This is a genomic window from Streptomyces sp. AC1-42W, assembly GCF_003248355.1.
Classification (GTDB): Bacteria; Actinomycetota; Actinomycetes; order Streptomycetales; family Streptomycetaceae; genus Streptomyces.
This window is the reverse complement of record NZ_QKWY01000001.1, coordinates 1,664,760-1,688,117: the sequence shown is the minus strand read 5'-3', so window position 1 is coordinate 1,688,117 and position 23,358 is coordinate 1,664,760. Positions and strand designations below refer to the sequence as shown.

The window sequence follows — 23,358 nt, the reverse complement described above, 5'->3', positions numbered from 1 at the left end:
TCCGGTCCGGTTCGGGCCGCGTCACAGTCGCGGCTCCGCCGTCCGGGGCGCGGGCGCCGCACGGAAGCTGAATGTCTGGCTCGCCGGTTCCGTACGCGGTGTGCGTACGGCCTGGCGAAAGTCTTATGGGTCAGCGCGTGGCCCGGCCCAGGTGGCTCCCGAGCGCGAGGGCTGCGCTACAACGACCGCCTTACGCGGAACCTGCACCTTCCGGCGCCGTCGCGACGGCGGTCCCGGCGGCCGTGGTTGCTGCGGCCGGGGCTGCCTCGCGGTCGGGCGCGAGCGGGTCGGTCACCGTGCCGGACTCCTCGTCGAAGAGCCCCTGCGCCAGCCTGGTCACCGCTGCGGGGACCGTTCCCCAAGTTCTCGGCTTCGCTTGAACAGGGGAGGCCCCATCCGCCAGGTCGGCCACAACGCGGAGACCGGACAGGACGTCGTCAGGACGCACGGCAGGTGTCACGTGCCGAACGACCAGCCGCAGTATCGCACAGGCCCTGTCACCGGACCTATCAGCCGGAAGATCGACGCTGCGGAGTTCCACCACGGCGGCGCGGGCGTCGAAGGCCCGCATGCCGTTCTTCGTACGGCGCTCGACCTCGACGGTCTCGGCCGCGTCGAAGGCGGCGACGGCCTTCTCGGCCGCCTCCCGCTCCACCCCGTCCAGGCGGATCTCCCAGACGGAGGCGGTCAGCCGGTCGGCGAGGCCCGAGGTGCGGGCCTCGACGGCGTCCGTGATGTCCAGGCCGTCCGGCATCGAGTCGTCGAGCTGCCGGCGCAAAACGTCCGGGTCACGCCGCTCGGTGAGGGCGATCTCCAGGAACTCGGCCTCACTGCCCGTCCCGGTGGGGGCGGCGTTGGCGTACGACACCTTGGGGTGCGGGGTGAAGCCGGCCGAGTAGGCCATGGGCACCTGCGAGCGGCGCAGCGCCCGCTCGAAGGCACGCTGGAAGTCGCGGTGACTGGTGAACCGGAGGCGGCCGCGCTTGGTGTAGCGCAGTCGGATGCGCTGCACCGCCGGTGCGGGCGGCGGGCCTTCGGGCTGTCGCTTGCCCAGTGGTTCTTCTCCTCGGTGCGGGGCGGGCGCGGTGGCGCGCCGCCCACGAAATGCGGGTGGCCCGGCGGCTCCGACCGGCTCACCCCTGCCGTACGGATTTCTCCGGGAGCGGGGAGACCTCTGGTCCGGGTGCCGTGCTGGGCACAGTCGTTGCACTGTCCAGAGTACGCGCAAGGGGGCCCCCGGGTTTCCCCGGCTCGGGGCGGGCGGGGCCGCCGACCAGTGCGCGCCAGGCGTCGCGGCGGGCCTGCCGGACCGTTTCGCGCGCCGCGCGCAGGGTGTCGCGGGCCGTGCGGCCCACCGCGCGCAGAGCGCGTCCGGCGGGTGCCAGGAGGGTGTCGCGTACGAAGTGGCCGACCGGGACGCACACCGTGCGGTACGCCCAGCGCACCGGCGTGGCGATCAGGGTCCGGGCCAGCCACACGAGCGCCCGGCCGACCGCGCGCGAGACGAAGCCGGCGACCCGCCAGGCGATGCCGAGCGCGGCCGCGATCTCCCGGCCCACCGGGGCCAGCACGTGCCGGCACACCCACACGACGGGAACCACCAGCAGGGTGACGACGAGCCATCGCACGGCGAACCACAGCCCCCGGACCACCGCCTCGATCCCCCGGATCAGCACCTCCACCGTCCACGCGACGGCGCGGCCCACCGGGGTGAGCACCTCGCGGTACAGCCAGACGAGCGGGACCACGATCAGGTACCGGACCAGCCAGGCCACGGCGAGCCCCACCGGCACCAGGACGTAGCGCCACAGCAGCACCACCGGCAGCACGAGGACCGCGGTCAGCAGCCATTTCAGGCCGGTGCCGAGCCATCGCAGCGCCGCGCCCAGCGCGTGGGCGGCGGGCACCAGCACCGCCCGGTACACCCACCGCAGCCCGTGTCCGAGCGGGGTGAGCAGATGCGCGTACGCCCACCGCAGCGGCAGCACGATCCCGTACCGCACACCGGGCACCAGGACGTGGCGCCAGAGGGCGACCCACGGCCAGACGAACAGCGCACGGGCCAGCCAGGCCAGGGCGCACCCCAGCGGGATCGCGACCCAGCGCCACAGCCACCGGGCCGGAATCACCACCAGCGCGTCGAACAGCCACGCCAGGGCGCGGCCGAGGGGGCGCAGGAGCACGCGTTCGGCGGCGCGGGCCGTAACGACGAGGGCGTCCCACAGCATCCGCAGCGGCAGGACGACGAGGACGACCACGATGCGGACCGGGACCCGGACCAGCGTGGTGAGACAGCCGTCTCCGCCCTCGTAGTGTGCGGGTGCCTGGTGGGCGCCGTGCGTCGGCTGCGGCACGGGCGCGCGGTGCTTTCCGTGTTCCATGCACCTGATGACGCAGCGGCCCGGTCCGGGGTTTCCCCGGACCGGGCCGTCGTCACCGAGTCGTCACCCGCGGGCGGTGGACCCGCCGCTCACTTCACGACCGTCAGCGGCAGGAGCTTCTTGCCGGTGGGGCCGATCTGGATGCTGGTGTCCATCTGCGGGCAGACCCCGCAGTCGAAGCACGGCGTCCAGCGGCAGTCCTCGACCTCCGTCTCGTCGAGCGCGTCCTGCCAGTCCTCCCAGAGCCAGTCCTTGTCGAGACCCGAGTCCAGGTGGTCCCAGGGCAGGACCTCCTCGTAGGTGCGCTCGCGGGTGGTGTACCAGTCGACGTCCACGCCGAACTCCGGCAGCGTCGCCTCGGCGCTCTTCATCCACAGGTCGTAGCTGAAGTACTCGCGCCAGCCGTCGAACCGGCCGCCGGCCTCGTACACCGCGCGGATGACGGAGCCGATCCGGCGGTCACCGCGCGAGAGGAGGCCCTCGACGATGCCGGGCTTGCCGTCGTGGTAGCGGAAGCCGATGGAGCGGCCGTACTTCTTGTCGCCGCGGATCTTGTCCCGGAGCTTGCCGAGACGGGCGTCGGTCTCCTCGGCGCTCAGCTGCGGCGCCCACTGGAAGGGGGTGTGCGGCTTGGGCACGAAGCCGCCGATGGAGACGGTGCAGCGGATGTCGTTCTGGCCGGAGACCTCGCGGCCCTTGGCGATCACGTTGACCGCCATGTCGCCGATCTGGAGGACGTCCTCGTCGGTCTCGGTGGGCAGCCCGCACATGAAGTACAGCTTCACCTGGCGCCAGCCGTTGCCGTAGGCGGTGGCGACCGTGCGGATCAGGTCCTCCTCCGAGACCATCTTGTTGATGACCTTGCGCATGCGCTCGGAGCCGCCCTCGGGGGCGAAGGTGAGGCCGGAGCGGCGGCCGTTGCGGGTCAGCTCGTTGGCCAGGTCCACGTTGAACGCGTCGACGCGGGTGGACGGCAGCGAGAGGCCGATCTTGTCCTCGGTGTAGCGGTCCGCGAGGCCCTTGGCGATCTCACCGATCTCGGTGTGGTCGGCGGAGGACAGCGAGAGCAGGCCCACCTCTTCGAAGCCGGTGGCCTTGAGACCCGCTTCCACCATCTCGCCGATGCCGGTGATGCTTCGCTCCCGCACGGGGCGCGTGATCATGCCGGCCTGGCAGAAACGGCAGCCGCGGGTGCAGCCGCGGAAGATCTCCACGGACATCCGCTCGTGGACGGTCTCGGCGAGCGGGACCAGCGGCTGCTTCGGATACGGCCACTCGTCGAGGTCCATGACGGTGTGCTTGGACACCCGCCACGGCACGCCCGACCTGTTCGGTACGACGCGGCCGATGCGGCCGTCCGGGAGGTACTCCACGTCGTAGAAGCCGGGGACGTACACGCCGCCGGTCCTCGCGAGGCGGAACAGCACCTCCTCGCGGCCGCCGGGACGGCCCTCGGCCTTCCAGGCGCGGACGATCTCGGTGATCTCCAGGACCGCCTGCTCGCCGTCGCCGATGACCGCGCAGTCGATGAACTCGGCGATCGGCTCCGGGTTGAACGCGGCGTGGCCGCCCGCGAGCACGATCGGGTCGTCGATGTCCCGGTCCCTGGCGGCCAGCGGGATACCGGCCAGGTCCAGGGCGGTGAGCATGTTGGTGTAGCCCAGCTCGGTGGAGAAGCTGAGCCCGAAGACGTCGAACGCCTTGACCGGGCGGTGGCTGTCCACGGTGAACTGCGGCACCTTGTGCTCGCGCATCAGCGCTTCGAGGTCCGGCCAGACGCTGTAGGTGCGCTCGGCGAGGACGCCCTGGCGCTCGTTGAGTACCTCGTAGAGGATCATGACGCCCTGGTTGGGCAGCCCGACCTCGTACGCGTCCGGGTACATCAGCGCCCAGCGGACGTCGCACTCGTCCCACGGCTTGACGGTGGAGTTCAGCTCACCGCCGACGTACTGGATGGGCTTCTGCACATGCGGGAGCAGAGCTTCGAGCTGTGGGAAGACCGAATCGACAGACATCGCGAACTTTCGAGAGCCGGCAGGGGGGACCATCCAGCGTACCTCGCTGCCCGGAATGCCCGCGCCCCTCGGAGTACGCCGCTCAGCTCCCGGAGGACCGCCGGATACGGCCCGGGCCACCCGGCGTCACACCCCGGGCGGCTCAGTCGCGGCGGAGGCCGCTCCTCGCGGCCCCGTACACCAGTCCCCAGTTGAATCCTCCCCCAGCCGAAGCAGGGGGATTCCTGGCTCACGCCGCCTGCGGGTCAGCGACCTGACAGGTCTTCCACGATCAACACCAGCCGGGACGAAACCTGCCCGGTTTGGTACGGCAATGCTTGGTGGTGCATGTGCTGTCTTGGCTCTCGATCAGCACGCGTACGGAGCTTGGTTCTCGCACTGCACGCCGGGCAGCTTACCCGACCATGTAGGCGGTTTTCTCACCTTCGAGGCAAAACCCCCGCTCTCCGCCCAGCTGCGCAGCAGTTTGGTTCCTCACGCGTCACGTACGCCTCCACGGCGTGGGGTCGCAACAGGTCCGGGACACGCGCGAACCGCTGTGGCCCGCCGCCGACCAGAGCCGCAGCCGGGCGTCCAGCACCTCCTGGTCGCGGTCGACGCCCAGCTCCCCCGCGAGCCACTTCAGCTCGGCGCCCAGCGCCGCGGTGGCGTCCCGGTCCAGGACGCGGCGGTGGGTGCGCAGGGCGCTGCGCAGCCGGCGGGTGGCGACGCGCATCCGGTGCACGGAGTCGGGCAGCCCCCGGCGTACGGCCGGGTCGAGCGCGGTGAGGGCCGCGGCCTGCCGGCGTACGTAGGTGAGGACGTGGTCGCCCGCGGTGTGCGGGGTGGCGGGGTCGTCGGGCGGGGCTCCGGCGGGCGCCGGGTCCGGTGCCGTGTCGATGAGCGCGCGGGCGAGTTCGGAGGAGGAGGCGGAGGGCCGGATGCCGGCCGCTTCGAGGTGGCGCTCGACGGTGTCGAGGAAGGCGGGGTCGCCGTCGTCGGCGAGTTCGACCTCGATCTCGGTCCAGGCGGCGGTGCGGTCGCCGCCGTGCAGCCGTTCGGCGCGGACCTCGTCGACGCTCAGCTCGGCCGGCGCGGTGCCGTCCGGGGCGGTGAGGACGTGGACGTCGCGGGCGGAGCGCAGCCGGACCACGGGGACGACGGGGGCGTCCAGGGTGCGGAAGCGGGTCAGGGCGGTGAGTCGGGCCGGCGGGGTGTCGGAGAGCGGGGCGCGGATCTCGTCCCGGACGTGTGCGGCGACGGGGAGTTTGAGGTGCCAGCCGGCGTCCGCCCCGCCGGTGCGGCGGCGCAGGGTGACCCCGGTGGCGGCGAGGCGCAGGTCGCCGGTGTCGTAGTGGACGGCGTCCAGTTCGGTGACGCCCTCGTGCGTGACGGACCCGACCCCGGCCACCCGGTCCAGGGCGGGGAGCCGGGTGGCGTCGGTGGCTTCGTACTTCCGCTCGATCTCGCGCTTGGAGTCGGCCATGTACCGAATCCAACGCCGGACCGGGCGGCCGGGGTCAGGCCGTTATCGGCCGTTGCACCCGGATCGACTGGAGCAGCCCGATGGCCACCCAGACGGCGAACATGGAGGAGCCGCCGTAGGAGACGAACGGCAGCGGGAGTCCGGCGACCGGCATGATGCCGAGCGTCATGCCGATGTTCTCGAAGGACTGGAAGGCGAACCAGGCGATGATCCCGGCGGCGACGACCGTGCCGTACAGCTCGGTGGTCTCGCGGGCGATGCGGCAGGCGCGCCACAGGACGATGCCGAGCAGGACGAGGATGAGCCCGGCGCCGAGGAAGCCGAGTTCCTCGCCGGCGACCGTGAAGACGAAGTCGGTCTGCTGCTCGGGGACGAACTGCCCGGTGGTCTGGGTGCCCTGGAAGAGGCCGGTGCCGTACAGGCCGCCGGAGCCGATGGCGATGCGCGCCTGGTTGGTGTTGTAGCCGACGCCTGCCGGGTCGAGCGCCGGGTTGGCGAAGGCGGCGAACCGGGCGATCTGGTAGTCGTCGAGGAGCCCGAGCTGCCAGACGGCGACCGCCCCGGCCACGCCCGCGCCCAGGAGTCCGAAGATCCAGCGGTTGGGCGCGCCGGAGGCCAGGAGCACGCCGAGCACGATGACGACCATGACCATCACGGAGCCGAGGTCCGGCATCCCCATGACGATCGCCATCGGGAGCGCGGCGAGCCCGAGTGCCTTGGCCACGGTGCGGTGGTCGGGGTAGAGCTGGTCGCCGGCGTCCACCCGGGCGGCCAGCAGCATCGCCATGCCCAGGATGATGGTGATCTTGGTGAACTCGGAGGGCTGGAGGGAGAACCCGCCGGGCAGCAGAATCCAGGCGTGGGCGCCGTTGACCGTGGCGCCCAGCGGGGTGAGGACGATCAGCACCAGCACCACGGACAGGCCGTAGAGGACCGGCACCGCGCCGCGCAGGGTGCGGTGGCCGAGCCAGATGGTGCCGATCATCAGCGCCATGCCGATGCCGGTGTTGAGGGCGTGCCGGAACAGGAAGTAGTACGGGTCGCCGTGGGTCAGCGAGTCGCGTCCCCGGGTCGCCGACCAGACGAGCAGCGAGCCGATGAAGGAGAGCGCGACGGCGGAGCCGAGGAGCGGCCAGTCGAGCCGGCGCACCATGGAGTCCCGTGCCGTGAGGCGGCCCCACGCGGACCTCTCGGGGCCGTAGCGCGGGACGGAGAAGCCGGCCATCAGTCGCGCCTCCCCACGAGCGCGGCGAGCGTCTGTTCGGCGGCCGGTTTCTCGGACGCGGGGTGGTAGGGCTTGATGGTCGGGGCGTCGATGGTGCCGTCCGTCCGGATGCCGGGCAGGCCCTTCTGGGGCGTGGGCAGGAGGGCCTTCTTGAGGTCCTGCTTGCCGGTGGCGTCGAGGCCGTAGAGCGCGTTGTAGATGTTGCGGACGGCGGGCCCGGACGCGCCGGAACCCGTACCGCCCTGGGAGATCGTCATGACGATCGCGTAGTCCTTGGTGTACGTGGCGAACCAGGAGGTCGTCTGCTTGCCGTAGACCTCGGCGGTACCCGTCTTGGCGTGCATCGGGATCTTGTCCTGCGGCCAGCCGCCGAATCGCCAGGCGGCCGAACCGCGGGTCGCGACACCCGCGAGGGCTTCGTCTATCTGGTCGCGGGTCTTCTTGTCGAACGGCAGCTTGCCGTGCGACGTGGGCTCGATCATCCGCACGTCCTTGCCGTCGGGGCTGATGATCGCCTTGCCGACGGTGGGGTCGTACAGCGTGCCGCCGTTGGAGATGGCCGCGTAGATGGTGGCCATCTGGATCGGGGTGACGAGGGTGTCGCCCTGGCCGATCGAGTAGTTGACGGAGTCACCGGCGCGCATCCGGTCGCCTTCGAGGCAGTTCTCGTAGGCGATCTGCTCGACGTAGGTGCCGTCCTTCTTGCCCTGCTTGCACCAGGCGTCGTGGTTGGCCTTGGCGAAGTTCTTCTTCCACTCGCGGTCCGGGACGCGGCCGCTGACCTCGTTGGGGAGGTCGATGCCGGTGGTCTTGCCGAGGCCGAACTGGTGGGCGGTCTTGTAGAACCAGTCCTTGGGGTGCTTCTTGGGGTGGTTCCCGCCGTCCTTGAGCCACTCCTTGTGCGCGAGGCCGTAGTACACGGTGTCGCAGGAGACCTCCAGGGCGCGGCCGATGGTGATGTCGCCGTAGCTCTGGGACTCGTAGTTGGTGAAGGTCTGCCCGCCGATGGAGTACGAGCTGGGGCAGGGGTAGTGGCCGTCGAAGGGGTAGCCGGCGTTGACGGCGGCGGTGGAGGAGATGACCTTGAAGATGGAGCCGGGGGCGGCCTGGCCCTGGATGGCCCGGTTCAGCAGCGGGAAGTTCGACTTCTTGCCGGTGAGCTTGGCGTAGTCCTTGGCGGAGATGCCGCCGACCCAGGCGTTGGGGTCGTAGTTGGGCAGGGACGCCATCGCGACGACCCGGCCCGTCTTGGCCTCCATGACGACGACCGCGCCGGAGTCCGCCTTGTAGTTCTCGCCGGTGTTGTGGTCGAACTCCAGGCGCGCCTTCTTCATCGCGTCGTTGAGTTCGTACTCGGCGACGGCCTGGACGCGGGCGTCGATGGAGGTGACGACGCTGGAGCCGGCCTCCGCCTCGTCGTTCTTGGCCTGGCCGATGACCCGGCCCAGGTTGTCGACCTCGTAGCGCTTGACGCCCGCCTTGCCGCGCAGCTCCTTGTCGTACGTGCGCTCCAGGCCGGAGCGGCCGACCATGTCGGAGCGCAGGTAGGGCGACTCGCTGTCCTGGGCCTTGGTGATCTCCTCGTCCGTGACGGGCGAGAGGTAGCCGAGGACCTGGGCGGTGTTGGCCTTGCCGGGCGCCGGGTAGCGGCGGACGGCGGTGGGTTCGGCGGTGATGCCGGGGAAGTCCTCGGCGCGCTCCCGGATGGTCAGGGCCTGCTGGGTGGTGGCCTCGTCGGTGACCGGGATCGGCTGGTAGGGCGAGCCGTTCCAGCAGGGCTGCGGGGTCTTGGCGTCGCAGAGCCGGACCTTGTCGAAGACGTCCTTCGGCTTCATGTCGAGCACGTCGGCGAGCCGGGTGAGCACGGCCTTGCCGTCGTCGTCCATCTTCATCAGCTCGGTGCGGCTGGCGGAGACCACGAGCCGGGTCTCGTTGTCGGCGAGGGGCACGCCGCGCGCGTCGAGGATGGAGCCGCGGGCGGCGGGCTGGACGACCTGCTGGACGTGGTTGTTCTTCGCCTCGTCGGAGTACTCCTGGCCGTTGCGGATCTGGAGGTACCAGAGCCGGCCGCCCAGGGTGAGGAGCAGCGAGAAGACGAGGACCTGGATGACGACGAGCCGGATGCGGACGCGCTGGGTCCGGCCGGTCTCGGGGATGTTGCTCACGGGGCGCCCCCGGTGGTGGTCCGGGGGCCGGGCCCGTGCGGCCCGGAGTGTCGCAGCCTCACAGTCGCTTGACTCCCTTGATCCGTCCGGCGCGTGCGGCCCGGTTGCGGGCCGCCTTGACGCGCAGTCCGCCGCGCTGGCTGCCGATCCGCAGCCCGGTGCCCGACGCCAGCCAGCCGGCCGCCACGTCGCCGTGGCCCGAGGAGGACTCGGCGACGGGGTCGTTCACGGTACGTCTGGCGAGCGCCATGATCAGCGGCACGGTGAACGGCGCGAGCAGCAGGTCGTAGACGGCGGCGGTGAACAGCAGGCTGCCCAGGCCGACGTGGCGGGCGGCGGTGTCGCCGACGAGCGCGCCGACGCCCGCGTACAGCAGGGTCGTGCCGATCGCCGCCGCGACGACCACCGCCATCGGCAGGAACGCGGACTTGAGCTGCCCGTTCTCCGGCCGGGCCAGGCCCGCGAGGTAGCCGATGACGCACAGCACGAGGGCGTAGCGGCCGGCGGCGTGGTCGGCCGGGGGCGCCAGGTCGGCGAGCAGTCCGGCGCCGAAGCCGATGAGGGCGCCGGCGACGTGTCCGTACACGAAGGCGAGGCCGAGGACGACCATCAGCAGCAGGTCGGGCACGGCGCCGGGCAGCTGGAGCCGGGCCAGCACGGACACCTGGACGACCAGGGCGAAGACGACCAGAACGATGGAGAGCAGGGTCCGGTTGACGTGCATGGGAATCAGCTCTACCTCTGTTCGTCGGCCGCGTCGCCGGCGCCCGGGGTGGCGTTCGCGCTGGGGTCGGGGCTCTCGTGGATGTTGCCGACCACGTTGCCCTCGGTGTCGACGATGTCGCCGTTGGGCGAGATGGTGACGGTGACGGTCGGGGTGGGCTTCGGCTTGGCGGGCGCCTTCGGCTTCTTCGGCAGGACCATGTCGCGCGGGTCCGTGCGCGGGGCCTGGACGACGATGCCGACGATGTCGAGCTTGGTGAAGGAGACGTACGGGCGGACGTAGACGGTGCGGGTGAGGTCACCGCCGGAGGGGTCCACCCGGACGACCTCGCCGACCGGGACGCCGGGCACGAACGGCTTGTCCTTGCTGGAGCCGAAGGTGACGAGCCGGTCGCCCTTCTTGACCCTGGCCTTGCCGTTCAGGAACTGCACCGCGAGCGGGCGGGTGCCCTGGCCGGTGGCGAAGCCGAGTTCGTCGGTGGCCTCCATCCGGGTGCCCACGGTGAAGTCGGGGTCGTTGGCGAGGAGCACCGTGGCGGTGTCCGGGCCGACCGTGGTGACGCGGCCGACGAGCCCGTCCCCGTTGAGGACGGTCATGTCGCGCTTGACGCCGTCCTTGGAGCCGGCGTCGATGGTGACCGTCCAGGAGAAGCCCTGGGCCGCTCCTATGGCGATGACCTCGGCCGCCTTGATGCCGTACTGGCCGGTGGCCGACTTCTTGAGCAGCGCGTCGAGCTGGCGGACCCGGCTGCGGTTGCGGTCGTCGCTGCCGAGGCTCGCCTTCAGCTCGGCGTTCTCCTTCTCCAGGGCGGCGATCTTGTCGTGCCGGGAGCCGGAGGCGCGGACCGCCCCTATGGCGTTGCCCACCGGATCCACCGCCGACGCCACGCCGTTCTCCACAGGGCCGAACACCGTGGCGGCGGCCTGCCGGGCGCCGTCCACCGGTGAGCCCTCACCGCCCCGGATGTCCACCGTGATCAGTGCGAACGCGATGACGATCAGCAGCACCAGGAGCAGCCGGCTCTCTCGTGTGTCCCTCACGTGCGGCGGCCGTGCCTTCCTCGTAGGAATGTTCGTGCCTGTATATCAACGTTCCTCCGCGTCCCTCCGCACGGAGCGGCAGCGTCCGCGCGGAGGGCCGTGGGGTCGCTACCGTCGGGGCTGGGCGTCCAGCACCTGCTGGAGCGCCTCGAACTCCTCGACGCACTTGCCGGAGCCGAGCGCCACCGAGTCCAGCGGGTCCTCGGCGATGTGGATCGGCATGCCGGTCTCGTTGCGCAGCCGCTCGTCGAGCCCGCGCAGCAGCGCGCCGCCGCCGGTGAGGACGATGCCGCGGTCCATGACGTCGCCGGACAGCTCCGGCGGGCACTTGTCGAGCGTCGTCTTGACCGCGTCCACGATCGCGTTGACCGGCTCCTCGATGGCCTTGCGGACCTCGCCGGCCGAGATGACGACGGTCTTGGGCAGGCCCGAGACGAGGTCGCGGCCGCGGATCTCGGTGTGCTCGTCCTTCTCCAGGTCGTACGCCGAGCCGATGGTGATCTTGATCTGTTCGGCGCTGCGCTCGCCGAGGAGGAGCGAGTACTCCTTTTTGATGTGCTGGATGATCGCGTTGTCCAGCTCGTCGCCGGCCACCCGGATGGACTGTGCGGTGACGATTCCGCCGAGCGAGATCACCGCGACCTCGGTGGTGCCGCCGCCGATGTCGACGACCATGTTGCCGGTCGCCTCGTGGACCGGCAGGCCGGAGCCGATGGCCGCCGCCATGGGCTCCTCGATGATGTGCACCTGGCGGGCGCCGGCCTGCGTGGACGCCTCGATCACGGCGCGGCGCTCGACCCCGGTGATGCCGGAGGGCACACACACCACGACCCGGGGGCGGGCCAGGTAGCGGCGCTTGTGGATCTTCAGGATGAAGTAGCGGAGCATCCGCTCGGTGATCTCGAAGTCGGCGATCACACCGTCCTTGAGCGGCCGTACGGCGACGATGTTGCCGGGCGTACGGCCGATCATCTTCTTGGCCTCGGCACCGACCGCCAGAATTCCGCCGGTGTTGGTGTTGATGGCCACGACGGACGGCTCGTTCAGGACGATGCCGCGCCCCCTGACGTACACCAGCGTGTTGGCAGTCCCGAGGTCGATAGCCATGTCACGGCCGATGAACGACATTGAGTTCCCCTTGTTCCCCATGAGGATGCGTCGGGCCTTCCCGAGTGAAAGCTCGGGTGGCTTGTTTTGGTGGGCGGGATGGGCGCTGCGGGCGTGGAAGGTTCCATCGTAGTGCCGGTTGCACCGACACGGCGCGAGGGTACGCCGCCCTGCTGGGCAGAACGGGTGGCCGTTCCACTCATGGTGACGTTACGTCGGGGGGATGCGTTCCCGCGATCGGACACCCTATGCCGAAGGGCGACCGAATTAATTCGGTCGCCCCAGGTCATGAGCGCTGTTCGGCTGAGTGCGATTCAGGAAAGACCCGGAAAGAACAGCTTCATTTCCCGCTCTGCGGACTCCTCGGAGTCCGATGCGTGGATGAGGTTCTCACGGGTGATCGTGCCGAAGTCGCCGCGGATGGAGCCGGGCGCGGCGGCGATCGGGTCGGTGGGGCCGGCCAGCGTGCGGACGCCCTCGATGACCCGCTCGCCCTCGACCACCAGCGCGACGGCCGGGCCGGACTGCATGAACTCCATGAGCGGCTCGTAGAACGGGCGGCCCACGTGCTCCGCGTAGTGCTGCTCCAGCGTGGCGCGGTCCAGGGTACGCAGCTCCAGCGCCGTGATCTTCCAGCCGGCCTTGCGCTCGATGCGGCCGACGATCTCGCCGACCAGACCGCGACGGACGGCGTCGGGCTTGAGAAGAACGAGGGTGCGCTGGGTCATCTGCGGCTCCTTGAAGGCATACGGGTGCGGTGAGGCGACATTACAGGGGCCGGGCGGGGGCGCCGCGGCCGGGTTTGCCGTGGTGGGGGCGGGATCAGCCGCCGGCGGGTGTCCCCGCCTCGGCCTGGGCCGCCGCCCACCGGGCCTTCACCTCGTCGATGCGGCGGCCGTAGTGCACCGAGGCCCACCACAGCGCGCCGAAGGCGAGGCCCAGGATGTACATCATCGGGATCACGAGGCCGCTCGCGAGCAGCGCGACCTGGAGCGCCCAGCCGAGCTGGACGCCGCCGGGCCGGGTGATCATGCCGCAGAGCAGCAGGGAGAACAGCATCCCGATGCCGCACACCGTCCAGACCGTGGCGCCGGTCAGGTCGTCGGACTTCATGGCGACGAGTCCGGCGAACCCGATCACGAAGAACTCGCCGATCAGCGTGGAAGCACAGAGCGTGCGCATGGGTCAGCGCCTTCCCAGGAGCAGCCGGGCCTCGCCGACCGTGATCACCGAGCCGGTCACCAGGACTCCGGCGCCCGCGTACTCGTCCTCTTCCTCGGCCAGCGTGATCGCCGCCTCCAGGGCGTCGTCGAGCCGGGGTTCGACCTGCACCCGGTCGTGGCCGAAGACCTCGACGGCGATGGCCGCGAGGGTGTCGGCGTCCATGGCGCGCTCGGTGGAGTTCCGGGTGACGACGACCTCGGCGAAGATCGGCTCGAACGCCTCCAGGAGGCCCCGCACGTCCTTGTCGCCGCTGACGCCGACGACCCCGATCAGCCGGGAGAAGCCGAACGCCTCGGAGATCCCCTCGGCGGTGGCGCGGGCGCCGGCCGGGTTGTGGGCGGCGTCCAGGATGACGGTCGGGCTGGAGCGCACGACCTCCAGCCGGCCGGGCGAGCGCACCGAGGCGAACGCGGCGCGCACGATGTCCGGGTCGAGCGAGCCGGGCTGCTCGGCGCCGACGCCGAAGAACGCCTCGACCGCGCAGAGCGCCACCACCGCGTTGTGCGCCTGGTGGGCGCCGTACAGCGGGAGGAAGACCTCCGGGTACTCGCCGCCGAGGCCGCGCAGCGTCAGCAGCTGGCCGCCGACCGCGATCTCGCGGGAGACCACGCCGAACTCCATGCCCTCGCGGGCCACGGTGGCGTCCACCTCGACGGCCTTCTTCAGCATGACCTGGGCGGCGTCCACCGGCTGCTGGGCGAGGATGACCGTGGCGTCCTGCTTGATGATTCCGGACTTCTCCGTGGCGATCTCGCCCGGCGTGGAGCCCAGGCGGTCGGTGTGGTCGAGCGCGATCGGGGTGACGACGGCGACCTGGGCGTCGATGACGTTGGTCGCGTCCCAGGTGCCGCCCATGCCGACCTCGACGACGGCGACGTCGACCGGCGCGTCGGCGAAGGCCGCGTACGCCATGCCCGTGAGCACCTCGAAGAAGGACAGCCGGTAGGGCTGCCGGGAGTCGACCATCTCGACGTACGGCTTGATGTCCTCGTACGTGGAGATGAACCGCTCGGCGTCGATGGGGGCGCCGTCCAGGCTGATCCGCTCGGTGATCGACTGCACGTGCGGCGAGGTGTACCGGCCGGTGCGCAGGTCGAAGGCGCCGAGCAGGGCCTCGACCATGCGGGCGGTGCTCGTCTTGCCGTTGGTGCCGGTGATGTGGATCGAGGGGTACGCGCGCTGCGGGTCGCCCAGGACGTCCATCAGGGCGGCGATGCGGGTGACGGACGGCTCCAGCTTGGTCTCGCCCCAGCGCCCGGCGAGCTCCTGCTCCACCGCGCGCAGCGCCTTGTCGACCTCCGGGTCGGCGGGGCGGGTGGGGACCTCGTCGCCGGGCGGCGGCCCCGAGGCGGCGCGCAGCGTGCGGCTGCCGGCCTCGATCACCGCCAGGTCGGGGTCGCGCTGGGTCGCTTCGTCGACGATCTCCGCGAAGGTGTCGTCGGGGTCGGACGCGTCGGGCCGGTCGGGGCGGGGCTCACTCACGGGCCCCAGTCTACGGATGGCCTCCGACATCGCGCGCAGCCGCCCGCGCCCGGACATCGCGGAGCCCCCGCGCCGCCCGGCTCTCGCCGGGGTGCGGGGGCTCCGCGGTGTGCGGTACGGGTCAGGCCTGCGGGAGGCCCGCCAGCTGGCCGGTGATCCGCTCGATGTCGGCCTCGGCCTTGGCGAGCCGGCCGCGGATCTTGTCGACCACGTTGTCCGGGGCCTTGGCCAGGAACGCCTCGTTGCCGAGCTTGGCGCCGGCCTGGGCGACCTCCTTCTTGGCCGCCTCCAAGTCCTTCGTCAGCCGCTTGCGCTCGGCGGCCACGTCGATGGTGCCCGACAGGTCGAGCGCGACGGTGGCACCGGCGACGGGCAGCGACGCGGTGGCCTGGAAGCCGTCCCCGGCGGGCTGGAGCCGCAGGAGCTGCCGCATGGCCGTCTCGTGCGGGACGAGCGGCGTACCGGTCAGGGTCAGCTCGGCCGGGACCTTCTGGCCGGGCTGGAGGCCCTGGTCGGAGCGGAAGCGGCGGACCTCGGTGACGACCTGCTGGACGAGCTCGATCTCCCGCTCGGCGGCGTCGTCGCGGAAGCCGGAGTCCTGCGGCCAGTCGGCGACGACGACGGACTCGCGGCCGGTGAGCGCGGTCCAGAGGGTCTCGGTGACGAAGGGGACGACGGGGTGCAGCAGGCGCAGCATCACGTCGAGGACCTCGCCCAGGACCCGGCCGGAGACCTCGGCCGGACGGCCGCCGCCGAAGAACGTGGTCTTGGACAGCTCGACGTACCAGTCGAAGACCTCGTCCCAGGCGAAGTGCCGCAGCGCCTCGCTGAGCTTGGAGAACTGGTAGTCGTCGTAATACGCGTCGACTTCGGCGACCGTCTTGTTGAGGCGGGACAGAATCCAGCGGTCGGTCACCGACATCTCGTCGGCGGACGGCAGCTCGCCCTCGATCGTCGCCCCGTTCATCAGGGCGAACCGGGTCGCGTTCCAGATCTTGTTGGAGAACTTCGCGGAACCCTGGACCCAGTCCTCGCCGATCGGGACGTCGGTGCCCGGGTTGGCGCCGCGCGCGAGCGTGAAGCGCAGCGCGTCGGAGCCGTACTTGTCCATCCAGTCCAGCGGGTTGACGACGTTGCCGAAGGACTTCGACATCTTCTTGCCGTGCTCGTCGCGGACCATGCCGTGCAGCACGATGGACTCGAACGGCGGGACGTCCTCGTTGATGTACAGGCCGAACATCATCATCCGGGCGACCCAGAAGAAGAGGATGTCGTAGCCGGTGACCAGGACGGAGTTCGGGTAGAACTTCGCGAGGCTCTCGGTCTGTTCGGGCCAGCCGAGCGTGGAGAACGGCCACAGGCCGGAGGAGAACCAGGTGTCCAGGACGTCGCTGTCCTGGGTCCAGCCCTCGCCGGTGGGCGGCTGCTCGTCGGGGCCGACGCAGACCATCTCGCCGTCCGGTCCGTGCCAGACGGGAATGCGGTGGCCCCACCAGAGCTGGCGCGAGATGCACCAGTCGTGGAGGTTGTCGACCCAGTCGAAGTACCGCTTCTCCATCTCCTGCGGGTGGATCTTGACCTTGCCGTCGCGGACGGCGTCACCGGCCGCCTTCGCGAGCGGGGCGACCTTGACCCACCACTGCATGGAGAGCCGGGGCTCGACGGTGGTCTTGCAGCGCGAGCAGTGGCCCACGGAATGGACGTAGGGCCGCTTCTCGGCGACGATCCGGCCCTCGGCGCGCAGGGCGGCGACGATGGCGGAGCGGGCCTCCATCCGGTCCAGGCCCTCGAAGGGCCCGGGGACGGTGATGACGGCGCGCTCGTCGAGGACCGTGAGGAACGGCAGGCCGTGGCGCAGACCGATCTCGAAGTCGTTCGGGTCGTGGGCGGGCGTGACCTTGACGGCACCGGTGCCGAACGAGGGGTCGACGTGGTGGTCCGCGACGACCGGGATCGTACGGTCGGTCAGCGGCAGCTTGATCTGCTTGCCGACCAGGTGCCGGTACCGCTCGTCGTCGGGGTGGACGGCGACGGCGGTGTCACCGAGCATCGTCTCGGCGCGGGTGGTGGCGACGACGATGGTCTCCTCGCCGTCGCCGTAGGTCATGGAGACCAGCTCGCCGTCGTCCTCCTGGTACTCGACCTCGATGTCCGAGATCGCGGTGAGACAGCGGGGGCACCAGTTGACGATGCGCTCGCGGCGGTAGATCAGCCCGTCGTCGTACATGCGCTTGAAGATGGTCTGGACGGCCTTGGACAGGCCCTCGTCCATCGTGAAGCGCTCGCGGGACCAGTCGACGCCCTCGCCGAGGCGGCGCATCTGGCCGGAGATCTGGCCGCCGGACTCGTTCCTCCACTGCCAGACCCGCTCGACGAACGCCTCGCGGCCCAGGTCGTGGCGGGACTTGCCCTCCTTGGCGAGCTCGCGCTCGACGACGTTCTGGGTGGCGATGCCGGCGTGGTCCATGCCGGGCTGATACAGCGCCTCGTAGCCCTGCATGCGCTTGCGGCGGACGAGGGCGTCGATCAGCGTGTGCTCGAAGGCGTGGCCCAGGTGCAGGGAGCCGGTGACGTTGGGCGGCGGGATCACGATGGTGAACGGCGGCTTGTCGCTCTTGGCGTCCGCCTCGAAGTAACCGCGTTCTACCCAGCGCTCGTACAGCTTCCCCTCTACCTCGGCCGGCGTGTACTGGGTCGGCAGTTCGGGGTTGCTGGCTGGCTGCTGCGTTGGATTCTCGGTCACGCGGACAGTTTAGGGCCGTCACAGGAGTGACCCGAAACCGGTTTGTTCCGTAACGGTGTGCCTCCCGGTGGTCCGCGCGCGCGGGGCTTGGGTCAGGATGTTCGCAACGCGTAAGTTTCACGAACAGGGGACACCGCAGATGAGCTACAACCAGCCGGGCCCGTACGGTGGCCAGCCGCCGCAGGGCCAGCCCGGACCGTACGGCCAGCAGCCGGGCCCGTACGGCGGTCAGCCGCCGCAGGGCCAGCCCGGCTACGGCTACCCGCAGCAGGCCCCCCAGGGCGTCCCGCCCCAGCAACCGCCCCAGCCCGGTTACGGCTACCCGCCGGCCCAGCAGCCCGGCCCGTACGGCCAGCAGCCGCCCACTCCCCCGTACGGCCAGCAGCCCTACGGCCAGCAGCCGGGCTTCCCGCCGCCGGCCCCGGCGAAGAAGAAGACGGGCCTGGTCATCGGCGCGGCGGTGCTGGCCCTCGCGGTCATCGGCGGCGGGGTGTACTACTTCACCTCGGGCGGCGGCAGCAGCTCCGTGGCCAGCTCCACCAAGGGCTACAAGCTGACCCTGCCGGAGTCGGTGGGCGACTACAAGCAGGACAAGTCCGACTCCGACAACAAGACGGGGCCGCTGACCGGCAAGGACAAGACCGAGGCCGAGGAGATGGGCATCAAGTCGCCCGTCGAGGCCAGCGGCTCCTACGCCAGCGGGGACATGGAGAAGAACCCGCTCACCACGAAGATGCTCATGCTCAAGGGCCTGTGGGGCGAGATCGACGACCCGGAGAAGACGCTGGACGCGGCCTTCGCCGGGGCCAAGGAGGAGATGGCGAAGGACGAGGGAGACAGCGACAGCGAGGTCTCGCTCGTCGGCTCCCCGAAGAGCTACACGCCGGAGGGCTTCGACGGCGCCCTGATGAAGTGCCAGTCGCTCAAGACGGTCAACAAGGACGCCGACGGCTCGCTCCAGAAGGGGCCCAAGGAGCTGAACATCCCGGTCTGCATCTGGACCGACTACAGCACCGTGGGCATCGTCTTCGCCGTGGACCTGGGCGCGGCCATGACCACCGGCAAGAGCATGGCGACCGAGGACGTCGCCGACCTCGCCGCCAAGCTCTACAACACCTCCCGCACCAAGATCTGACCCGCGGCAGCACGAAGGGGCGCCCGGCCGGATGAACCGGCCGGGCGCCCCTTCGTGTACGTGCGTCTGCCGCGCCGCGCTACGCGGACTTCTCGTGGCGGCCGTCGTCGCCCTTGCCGATCGTGCGCGGCTCGCGCGGGACCAGCGTGGGGTTGACGTTGTTGCGGACCACGTCGGCGGTGATCACGACGCGGGCGACGTCCTTGCGGGAGGGGACCTCGTACATCACCGACTGGAGGACCTCCTCCATGATCGCGCGCAGGCCGCGCGCGCCGGTCTGGCGCAGGATCGCCTGGTCGGCGATGGCCTCCAGCGCGCCGCGCTCGAAGTCCAGCTCCACGCCGTCGAGTTCGAACAGCCGCTGGTACTGCTTGACCAGGGCGTTGCGCGGCTCGACGAGGATCTGGAGCAGCGCCTCGCGGTCCAGGTTGTGGACCGAGGTCAGGACGGGGAGGCGGCCGATGAACTCGGGGATCATCCCGAACTTCACCAGGTCCTCCGGCATGACCTCCTGGAACTGGTCGCTCGCCTGGATCTCCCGCTTGGAGCGGATCGTGGCGCCGAAGCCGATGCCCTTGGCGCCGGACCGCGACTCGATGATCTTCTCCAGGCCGGAGAAGGCGCCGCCCACGATGAACAGGACGTTCGTCGTGTCGATCTGGATGAACTCCTGGTGCGGGTGCTTGCGGCCGCCCTGCGGCGGTACGGAGGCGGTGGTGCCCTCCAGGATCTTGAGCAGGGCCTGCTGGACGCCCTCGCCGGAGACGTCGCGCGTGATCGACGGGTTCTCGCTCTTGCGGGCGACCTTGTCGATCTCGTCGATGTAGATGATCCCGGTCTCGGCCTTCTTGACGTCGTAGTCGGCGGCCTGGATCAGCTTCAGCAGGATGTTCTCGACGTCCTCGCCGACGTAGCCGGCCTCCGTCAGCGCCGTCGCGTCCGCGATGGCGAACGGGACGTTGAGCATGCGGGCCAGCGTCTGCGCGAGGAGCGTCTTGCCGGAGCCGGTGGGCCCCAGCAGCAGAATGTTGGACTTGGCGAGCTCGATCGCGTCCTCGCGGTTGTTCCCGCCGCCGTTCTCACCGGCCTGGACCCGCTTGTAGTGGTTGTACACCGCGACCGAGAGGGCCTTCTTCGCGGGCTCCTGCCCGACGACGTACCCCTCGAGGAACTCGTAGATCTCGCGCGGCTTGGGAAGCTCTTCCCAGCGGACCTCGCTCGTCTCGGCGAGCTCCTCCTCGATGATCTCGTTGCAGAGATCGATGCACTCGTCGCAGATGTACACACCGGGACCCGCGATGAGCTTCTTCACCTGCTTCTGGCTCTTTCCGCAGAACGAGCACTTGAGCAGATCGCCGCCATCACCGATGCGTGCCACGAGGTGCTTCCCCTTCGCCTGGGAGACGCCTGGTTCAGCGGCTCCTGTGCCTCTATCCGACGGTACCTTGCCTGGCCCCCCATTCGGGCCCCCCTTGGCACGGTTCACACGGCCGGAGCCGGGTGTCGCCGCCGTGCCAAGGGGAAGCGGCGCAGGTCAGGCGAGCGCTCCGGACGCGCTCTTGCGCGTCGACACGATCTGGTCGACGAGGCCGTAGGCGAGGGCGTCCTCGGCGGTGAGGATCTTGTCGCGCTCGATGTCGTCGCGGATCTTGTCCAGCGGCGTGGTGGAGTGCTTGGCGAGCAGCTCCTCCAGCTGGGTCCGCATGCGCAGGATCTCGTTGGCGGCGATCTCCAGGTCGGAGAGCTGCTCGCGGCCGGTCTGCGAGGACGGCTGGTGGATCAGCACACGGGCGTTCGGCAGCGCCATGCGCTTGCCCGGCGTGCCCGCGGCGAGCAGCACGGCGGCGGCGGAGGCGGCCTGGCCCATGCAGACCGTCTGGATGTCCGGCTTCACGAACTGCATCGTGTCGTAGATCGCGGTGAGCGCCGTGAACGAGCCGCCGGGGCTGTTGATGTAGATGGAGATGTCCCGGTCCGGGTCCATCGACTCCAGGCACAGCAGCTGCGCCATGACGTCGTTGGCGGAGGCGTCGTCGATCTGCACGCCGAGGAAGATCACGCGCTCCTCGAAGAGCTTCGCGTACGGGTCGTACTCGCGCACGCCCTGCGAGGTGCGCTCCACGAAGCGCGGGACGATGTAGCGGTTGTCCACCTGCGGGCCCGTGTAGAGGCCGCTCGCGGAGGCGCCGGGGAAGTTGTTCATGTGGGTGTTCACCATCCTGGTGGCGTTCTGTGGCTGGGTGTCTCGGCGTACGAGAGATGCGCGGTGCGGTGGGGCGCCGTCCGGGAGGGCCGGATCAGGCGCCGGTGCCGCCGCCGCCCGGAACGCCCGATGCGATCGAGATGATCTCGTCGATGAGGCCGTACTCCTTGGCCTCCTCCGCGGTGTACCAGCGGTCGCGGTCGCCGTCGCGGATGATCGTCTCCACGGTCTGGCCGGAGTGGCGGGCGGTGATCTCCGCCATGCGCTGCTTGGTGCGCAGCAGGTACTGGGCCTGGATCTTGATGTCCGAGGCCGTACCGCCGATGCCGGCCGAGCCCTGGTGCATGAGGATGTCGGTGTTCGGGAGCGCGAAGCGCTTGCCGGCGGTGCCGCCGGTGAGCAGGAACTGGCCCATCGAGGCCGCCATACCCATGCCGATGGTGACCACGTCGTTCGGGATGTACTGCATGGTGTCGTAGACCGCCATGCCGGCCGTCACCGAGCCGCCGGGGCTGTTGATGTAGAGGTAGATGTCCTTCTCGGGCTCGGCCGCGAGGAGGAGCAGCTGCGCGGTGATCTTGTTGGCGATCTCATCGTCCACCTGCTGGCCGAGGAAGATGATGCGTTCGCCGAGCAGCCGGCTGTAGACCTGGTCACCGAGGCCACCACCGAGGGACGGCTCTCCGGCGGCGTAGGGCATCAGATTCGTCACGTATCCACCTGCTCGTCTCTGACGGCTCCGGCCGTCTCAGCGTCTTCGTACCGGGTGGGCCGGGACTACCCGACCCTTCCTCTTCATGGACCCTAACGCGCAGGTGGAACAACGCCATCCCGCTTCCGCGACTGTTCGCTGGGAGCGCAAGCTCCGCAGCCGGTACGCGGGTTGTGGCGAATCGTCCGCCGGTACGGCGACGGGCTCCGGACGCGATGGCGTCCGGAGCCCGTCGTACGGGGTCGGTGCGAGGCTCAGGCCTCGGTCTTCTCCACGGCGGCGTCGGCCTCGGTGGCGGTGGCGTCGGCGGCGACCTCGGTGGCCTCCTCGACCTCCTCCTCGTCCTCCAGCTCGACGACCTCACCGTTGGTGTCGACGACCTTGGCGGCCTCGACGACGACGGCGAGCGCCTTGCCGCGGGCGACCTCGCCGACGAGCATCGGCACCTGGCCGCCCTCGACGACGGCCTGGGCGAACTGGTCCGGGCTCATGCCGGAGGAGGCCGCACGCCGCATGAGGTGCTCGGTGAGCTCCTCCTGGTTGACGTTCAGCTTCTCCTTGTTGACGAGCTCGTCCAGGATGAACTGGGTCTTGATGCCCTTGACGGCCTGCTCGGAGGTCTCGGCCTCGAACTCCTCGGCGGTCTTGCCCTGGATCTCCAGGTACTTGTCGAGGGTGAGCCCCATCTGACCGAGCTGGTGGTGCTCCAGGTTGTGCTTGCGGGTCTGGATCTCGTCCGCGAGCAGCTTCTCCGGGATCGGGACCTCGGCGAGCTTGAGCAGCTCCTCCAGGACGCGCTCCTGGGCCTGGGTGGCCTGCTCGTACTGCTTGGTGTTCTCCAGGCGGCTGCGGCTGTCGGCCTTCAGCTCCTCCAGCGTGTCGAACTCGCTGGCCATCTGCGCGAAGTCGTCGTCCAGCTCGGGGAGCTCGCGGGCGGCGACGGCGGTGACCTTGACGGTGACCTCGGCGTCCTTGCCCTCGGCGGAGCCGCCCTTGAGCTGCGAGGTGAAGGTGGCCTCGCCACCGGCCTCCAGACCGGTCACGGCCTCGTCGATACCCTCCAGGAGCTCACCGGAGCCGATGGTGTACGAGACACCCTCGGCCACGCCGTCCTCCAGGACCTCGCCGTCCACCTTGGCCTGCAGGTCGATCGTGACGACGTCGCCCTCGGCGGCGGCGCGCTCGACCGGGTTGGTGGAGGCGAAGCGGTTGCGCAGCTGCTCGACGGCCTTCTCGACGTCCTCGTCGGTGACCTCGATGGCGTCGACGGTGACCTCGATGCCGGAGTAGTCCGGGATCTCGATCTCGGGGCGCACGTCCACCTCGGCGGTGAAGGCCAGCAGCTCGCCGTCCTTCAGCTCGGTGATGTCGACCTCGGGCTGGCCGAGAACGTTCAGCTCACCCTCGTTGACGGCCTCGGTGTAGAACTTCGGGAGCGCGTCGTTGACGGCCTCCTCCAGCACGGCGCCGCGGCCGAACCGCTGGTCGATGACCCGGCTGGGGATCTTGCCCTTGCGGAACCCCTTCACCGTGACCTGCTGGTTGATCTTCTTGTACGCCGCGTCGAGGCTGTCCTTGAGCTCCTCGAAGGGCACCTCGATGCTGAGCCGAACCCGGGTCGGGTTCAGGGTCTCCACGGCGCTCTTCACGGTTCGGTCTCCTTGGTGGCTGACTTCTTGGGGTTCTGCTCCGCCGCACCTGGGGCGGCTTCGCGGACCGAGCCCGGTACATCAGACA

Annotated in this window: 17 protein-coding genes and 1 pseudogene; 1 reads left to right on the top strand and 17 read right to left on the bottom strand. The window is 70.2% G+C overall.

The features are described from left to right. Positions 1-190: 190 nt before the first annotated feature. The 13 genes and pseudogenes from DNK56_RS07630 to DNK56_RS07570 form a co-directional block, all read right to left on the bottom strand. Positions 191-1,012, bottom strand: a complete 822-nt coding sequence (locus DNK56_RS07630; protein WP_111331698.1) for a TIGR03936 family radical SAM-associated protein — start codon at positions 1,010-1,012, stop codon at positions 191-193. Positions 1,013-1,133: 121 nt separating this feature from the next. After that, positions 1,134-2,381, bottom strand: coding sequence for a hypothetical protein (locus DNK56_RS07625; RefSeq protein ID WP_111331696.1), 1,248 nt, complete (start codon positions 2,379-2,381; stop codon positions 1,134-1,136). 89 nt (positions 2,382-2,470) lie between these two features. Beyond that, entirely contained in the window at positions 2,471-4,396 is a 1,926-nt protein-coding gene (locus tag DNK56_RS07620) for a TIGR03960 family B12-binding radical SAM protein (protein ID WP_111331694.1), read from the bottom strand. 526 nt (positions 4,397-4,922) lie between these two features. Next, a pseudogene (locus tag DNK56_RS07615) lies at positions 4,923-5,861 on the bottom strand (CYTH and CHAD domain-containing protein); the annotation flags it as partial. Positions 5,862-5,895: 34 nt separating this feature from the next. Then, the gene (gene rodA / locus DNK56_RS07610; RefSeq protein ID WP_111331692.1) at positions 5,896-7,086 is read right to left on the bottom strand and encodes a rod shape-determining protein RodA; all 1,191 of its coding nucleotides are present in this window, start codon (positions 7,084-7,086) and stop codon (positions 5,896-5,898) included. After that, positions 7,086-9,251 (bottom strand): penicillin-binding protein 2, encoded by a 2,166-nt coding sequence (gene mrdA, locus DNK56_RS07605; RefSeq protein ID WP_111331690.1) that lies wholly within the window; start codon positions 9,249-9,251, stop codon positions 7,086-7,088. Before mrdA ends, rodA begins: the two co-directional genes overlap by 1 nt. 58 nt (positions 9,252-9,309) lie before the next feature. Then, the gene (mreD, locus tag DNK56_RS07600; protein WP_111331688.1) at positions 9,310-9,975 is read right to left on the bottom strand and encodes a rod shape-determining protein MreD; all 666 of its coding nucleotides are present in this window, start codon (positions 9,973-9,975) and stop codon (positions 9,310-9,312) included. 11 nt (positions 9,976-9,986) lie between these two features. Then, positions 9,987-11,015: a rod shape-determining protein MreC gene (mreC, locus tag DNK56_RS07595; RefSeq protein WP_111331686.1), complete on the bottom strand. Its 1,029-nt coding sequence runs from the start codon at positions 11,013-11,015 to the stop codon at positions 9,987-9,989. A 108-nt stretch (positions 11,016-11,123) separates the two neighbouring features. After that, positions 11,124-12,143 carry a rod shape-determining protein gene (locus tag DNK56_RS07590; RefSeq protein ID WP_111331684.1) on the bottom strand — a complete coding sequence of 340 codons (1,020 nt, stop codon included), beginning with the start codon at positions 12,141-12,143 and terminating at the stop codon, positions 11,124-11,126. A 293-nt stretch (positions 12,144-12,436) separates the two neighbouring features. Continuing rightward, entirely contained in the window at positions 12,437-12,850 is a 414-nt protein-coding gene (ndk, locus tag DNK56_RS07585; RefSeq protein ID WP_111331682.1) for a nucleoside-diphosphate kinase, read from the bottom strand. A gap of 94 nt (positions 12,851-12,944) precedes the next feature. Beyond that, positions 12,945-13,304, bottom strand: coding sequence for a DUF4233 domain-containing protein (locus DNK56_RS07580; RefSeq protein WP_111331680.1), 360 nt, complete (start codon positions 13,302-13,304; stop codon positions 12,945-12,947). Positions 13,305-13,307: 3 nt separating this feature from the next. Next, complete coding sequence (gene folC / locus DNK56_RS07575; RefSeq protein ID WP_111331678.1) at positions 13,308-14,828, bottom strand: bifunctional tetrahydrofolate synthase/dihydrofolate synthase; 1,521 nt, start codon at positions 14,826-14,828, stop codon at positions 13,308-13,310. Positions 14,829-14,949: 121 nt separating this feature from the next. Continuing rightward, positions 14,950-17,571, bottom strand: a complete 2,622-nt coding sequence (locus DNK56_RS07570) for a valine--tRNA ligase (RefSeq protein ID WP_111331676.1) — start codon at positions 17,569-17,571, stop codon at positions 14,950-14,952. Between the two features lie 139 nt (positions 17,572-17,710). Between DNK56_RS07570 and DNK56_RS07565 the strand changes: the two genes are divergently transcribed. After that, positions 17,711-18,706, top strand: coding sequence for a hypothetical protein (locus DNK56_RS07565; RefSeq protein WP_111331674.1), 996 nt, complete (start codon positions 17,711-17,713; stop codon positions 18,704-18,706). A gap of 79 nt (positions 18,707-18,785) precedes the next feature. Here DNK56_RS07565 and clpX read toward each other — a convergent pair whose 3' ends face one another. The 4 genes from clpX to tig all read right to left on the bottom strand — a co-directional run bounded on the left by clpX (position 18,786) and on the right by tig (position 23,270). Next, positions 18,786-20,084, bottom strand: a complete 1,299-nt coding sequence (clpX, locus tag DNK56_RS07560; protein WP_111331672.1) for an ATP-dependent Clp protease ATP-binding subunit ClpX — start codon at positions 20,082-20,084, stop codon at positions 18,786-18,788. Positions 20,085-20,240: 156 nt separating this feature from the next. Beyond that, positions 20,241-20,924: an ATP-dependent Clp protease proteolytic subunit gene (locus DNK56_RS07555; protein ID WP_111331670.1), complete on the bottom strand. Its 684-nt coding sequence runs from the start codon at positions 20,922-20,924 to the stop codon at positions 20,241-20,243. A 79-nt stretch (positions 20,925-21,003) separates the two neighbouring features. Further along, entirely contained in the window at positions 21,004-21,609 is a 606-nt protein-coding gene (locus DNK56_RS07550; protein ID WP_185993056.1) for an ATP-dependent Clp protease proteolytic subunit, read from the bottom strand. A gap of 266 nt (positions 21,610-21,875) precedes the next feature. After that, on the bottom strand, positions 21,876-23,270 hold the full coding sequence (gene tig / locus DNK56_RS07545) for a trigger factor (protein ID WP_111331666.1): 1,395 nt from the start codon (positions 23,268-23,270) through the stop codon (positions 21,876-21,878). Positions 23,271-23,358 lie beyond the last annotated feature (88 nt).

Bases quoted from the DNA above. Each gene is read 5' to 3' on its own strand.
- DNK56_RS07550 (WP_185993056.1), bottom strand. From the start codon at position 21,609: ATGCCCTACGCCGCCGGAGAGCCGTCCCTCGGTGGTGGCCTCGGTGAC.
- DNK56_RS07625 (WP_111331696.1), bottom strand. From the start codon at position 2,381: ATGGAACACGGAAAGCACCGCGCGCCCGTGCCGCAGCCGACGCACGGC.
- DNK56_RS07580 (WP_111331680.1), bottom strand. From the start codon at position 13,304: ATGCGCACGCTCTGTGCTTCCACGCTGATCGGCGAGTTCTTCGTGATC.
- DNK56_RS07565 (WP_111331674.1), top strand. From the start codon at position 17,711: ATGAGCTACAACCAGCCGGGCCCGTACGGTGGCCAGCCGCCGCAGGGC.
- ndk (WP_111331682.1), bottom strand. From the start codon at position 12,850: ATGACCCAGCGCACCCTCGTTCTTCTCAAGCCCGACGCCGTCCGTCGC.
- DNK56_RS07590 (WP_111331684.1), bottom strand. From the start codon at position 12,143: ATGTCGTTCATCGGCCGTGACATGGCTATCGACCTCGGGACTGCCAAC.
- mreD (WP_111331688.1), bottom strand. From the start codon at position 9,975: ATGCACGTCAACCGGACCCTGCTCTCCATCGTTCTGGTCGTCTTCGCC.
- DNK56_RS07620 (WP_111331694.1), bottom strand. From the start codon at position 4,396: ATGTCTGTCGATTCGGTCTTCCCACAGCTCGAAGCTCTGCTCCCGCAT.
- rodA (WP_111331692.1), bottom strand. From the start codon at position 7,086: ATGGCCGGCTTCTCCGTCCCGCGCTACGGCCCCGAGAGGTCCGCGTGG.
- DNK56_RS07555 (WP_111331670.1), bottom strand. From the start codon at position 20,924: ATGGTGAACACCCACATGAACAACTTCCCCGGCGCCTCCGCGAGCGGC.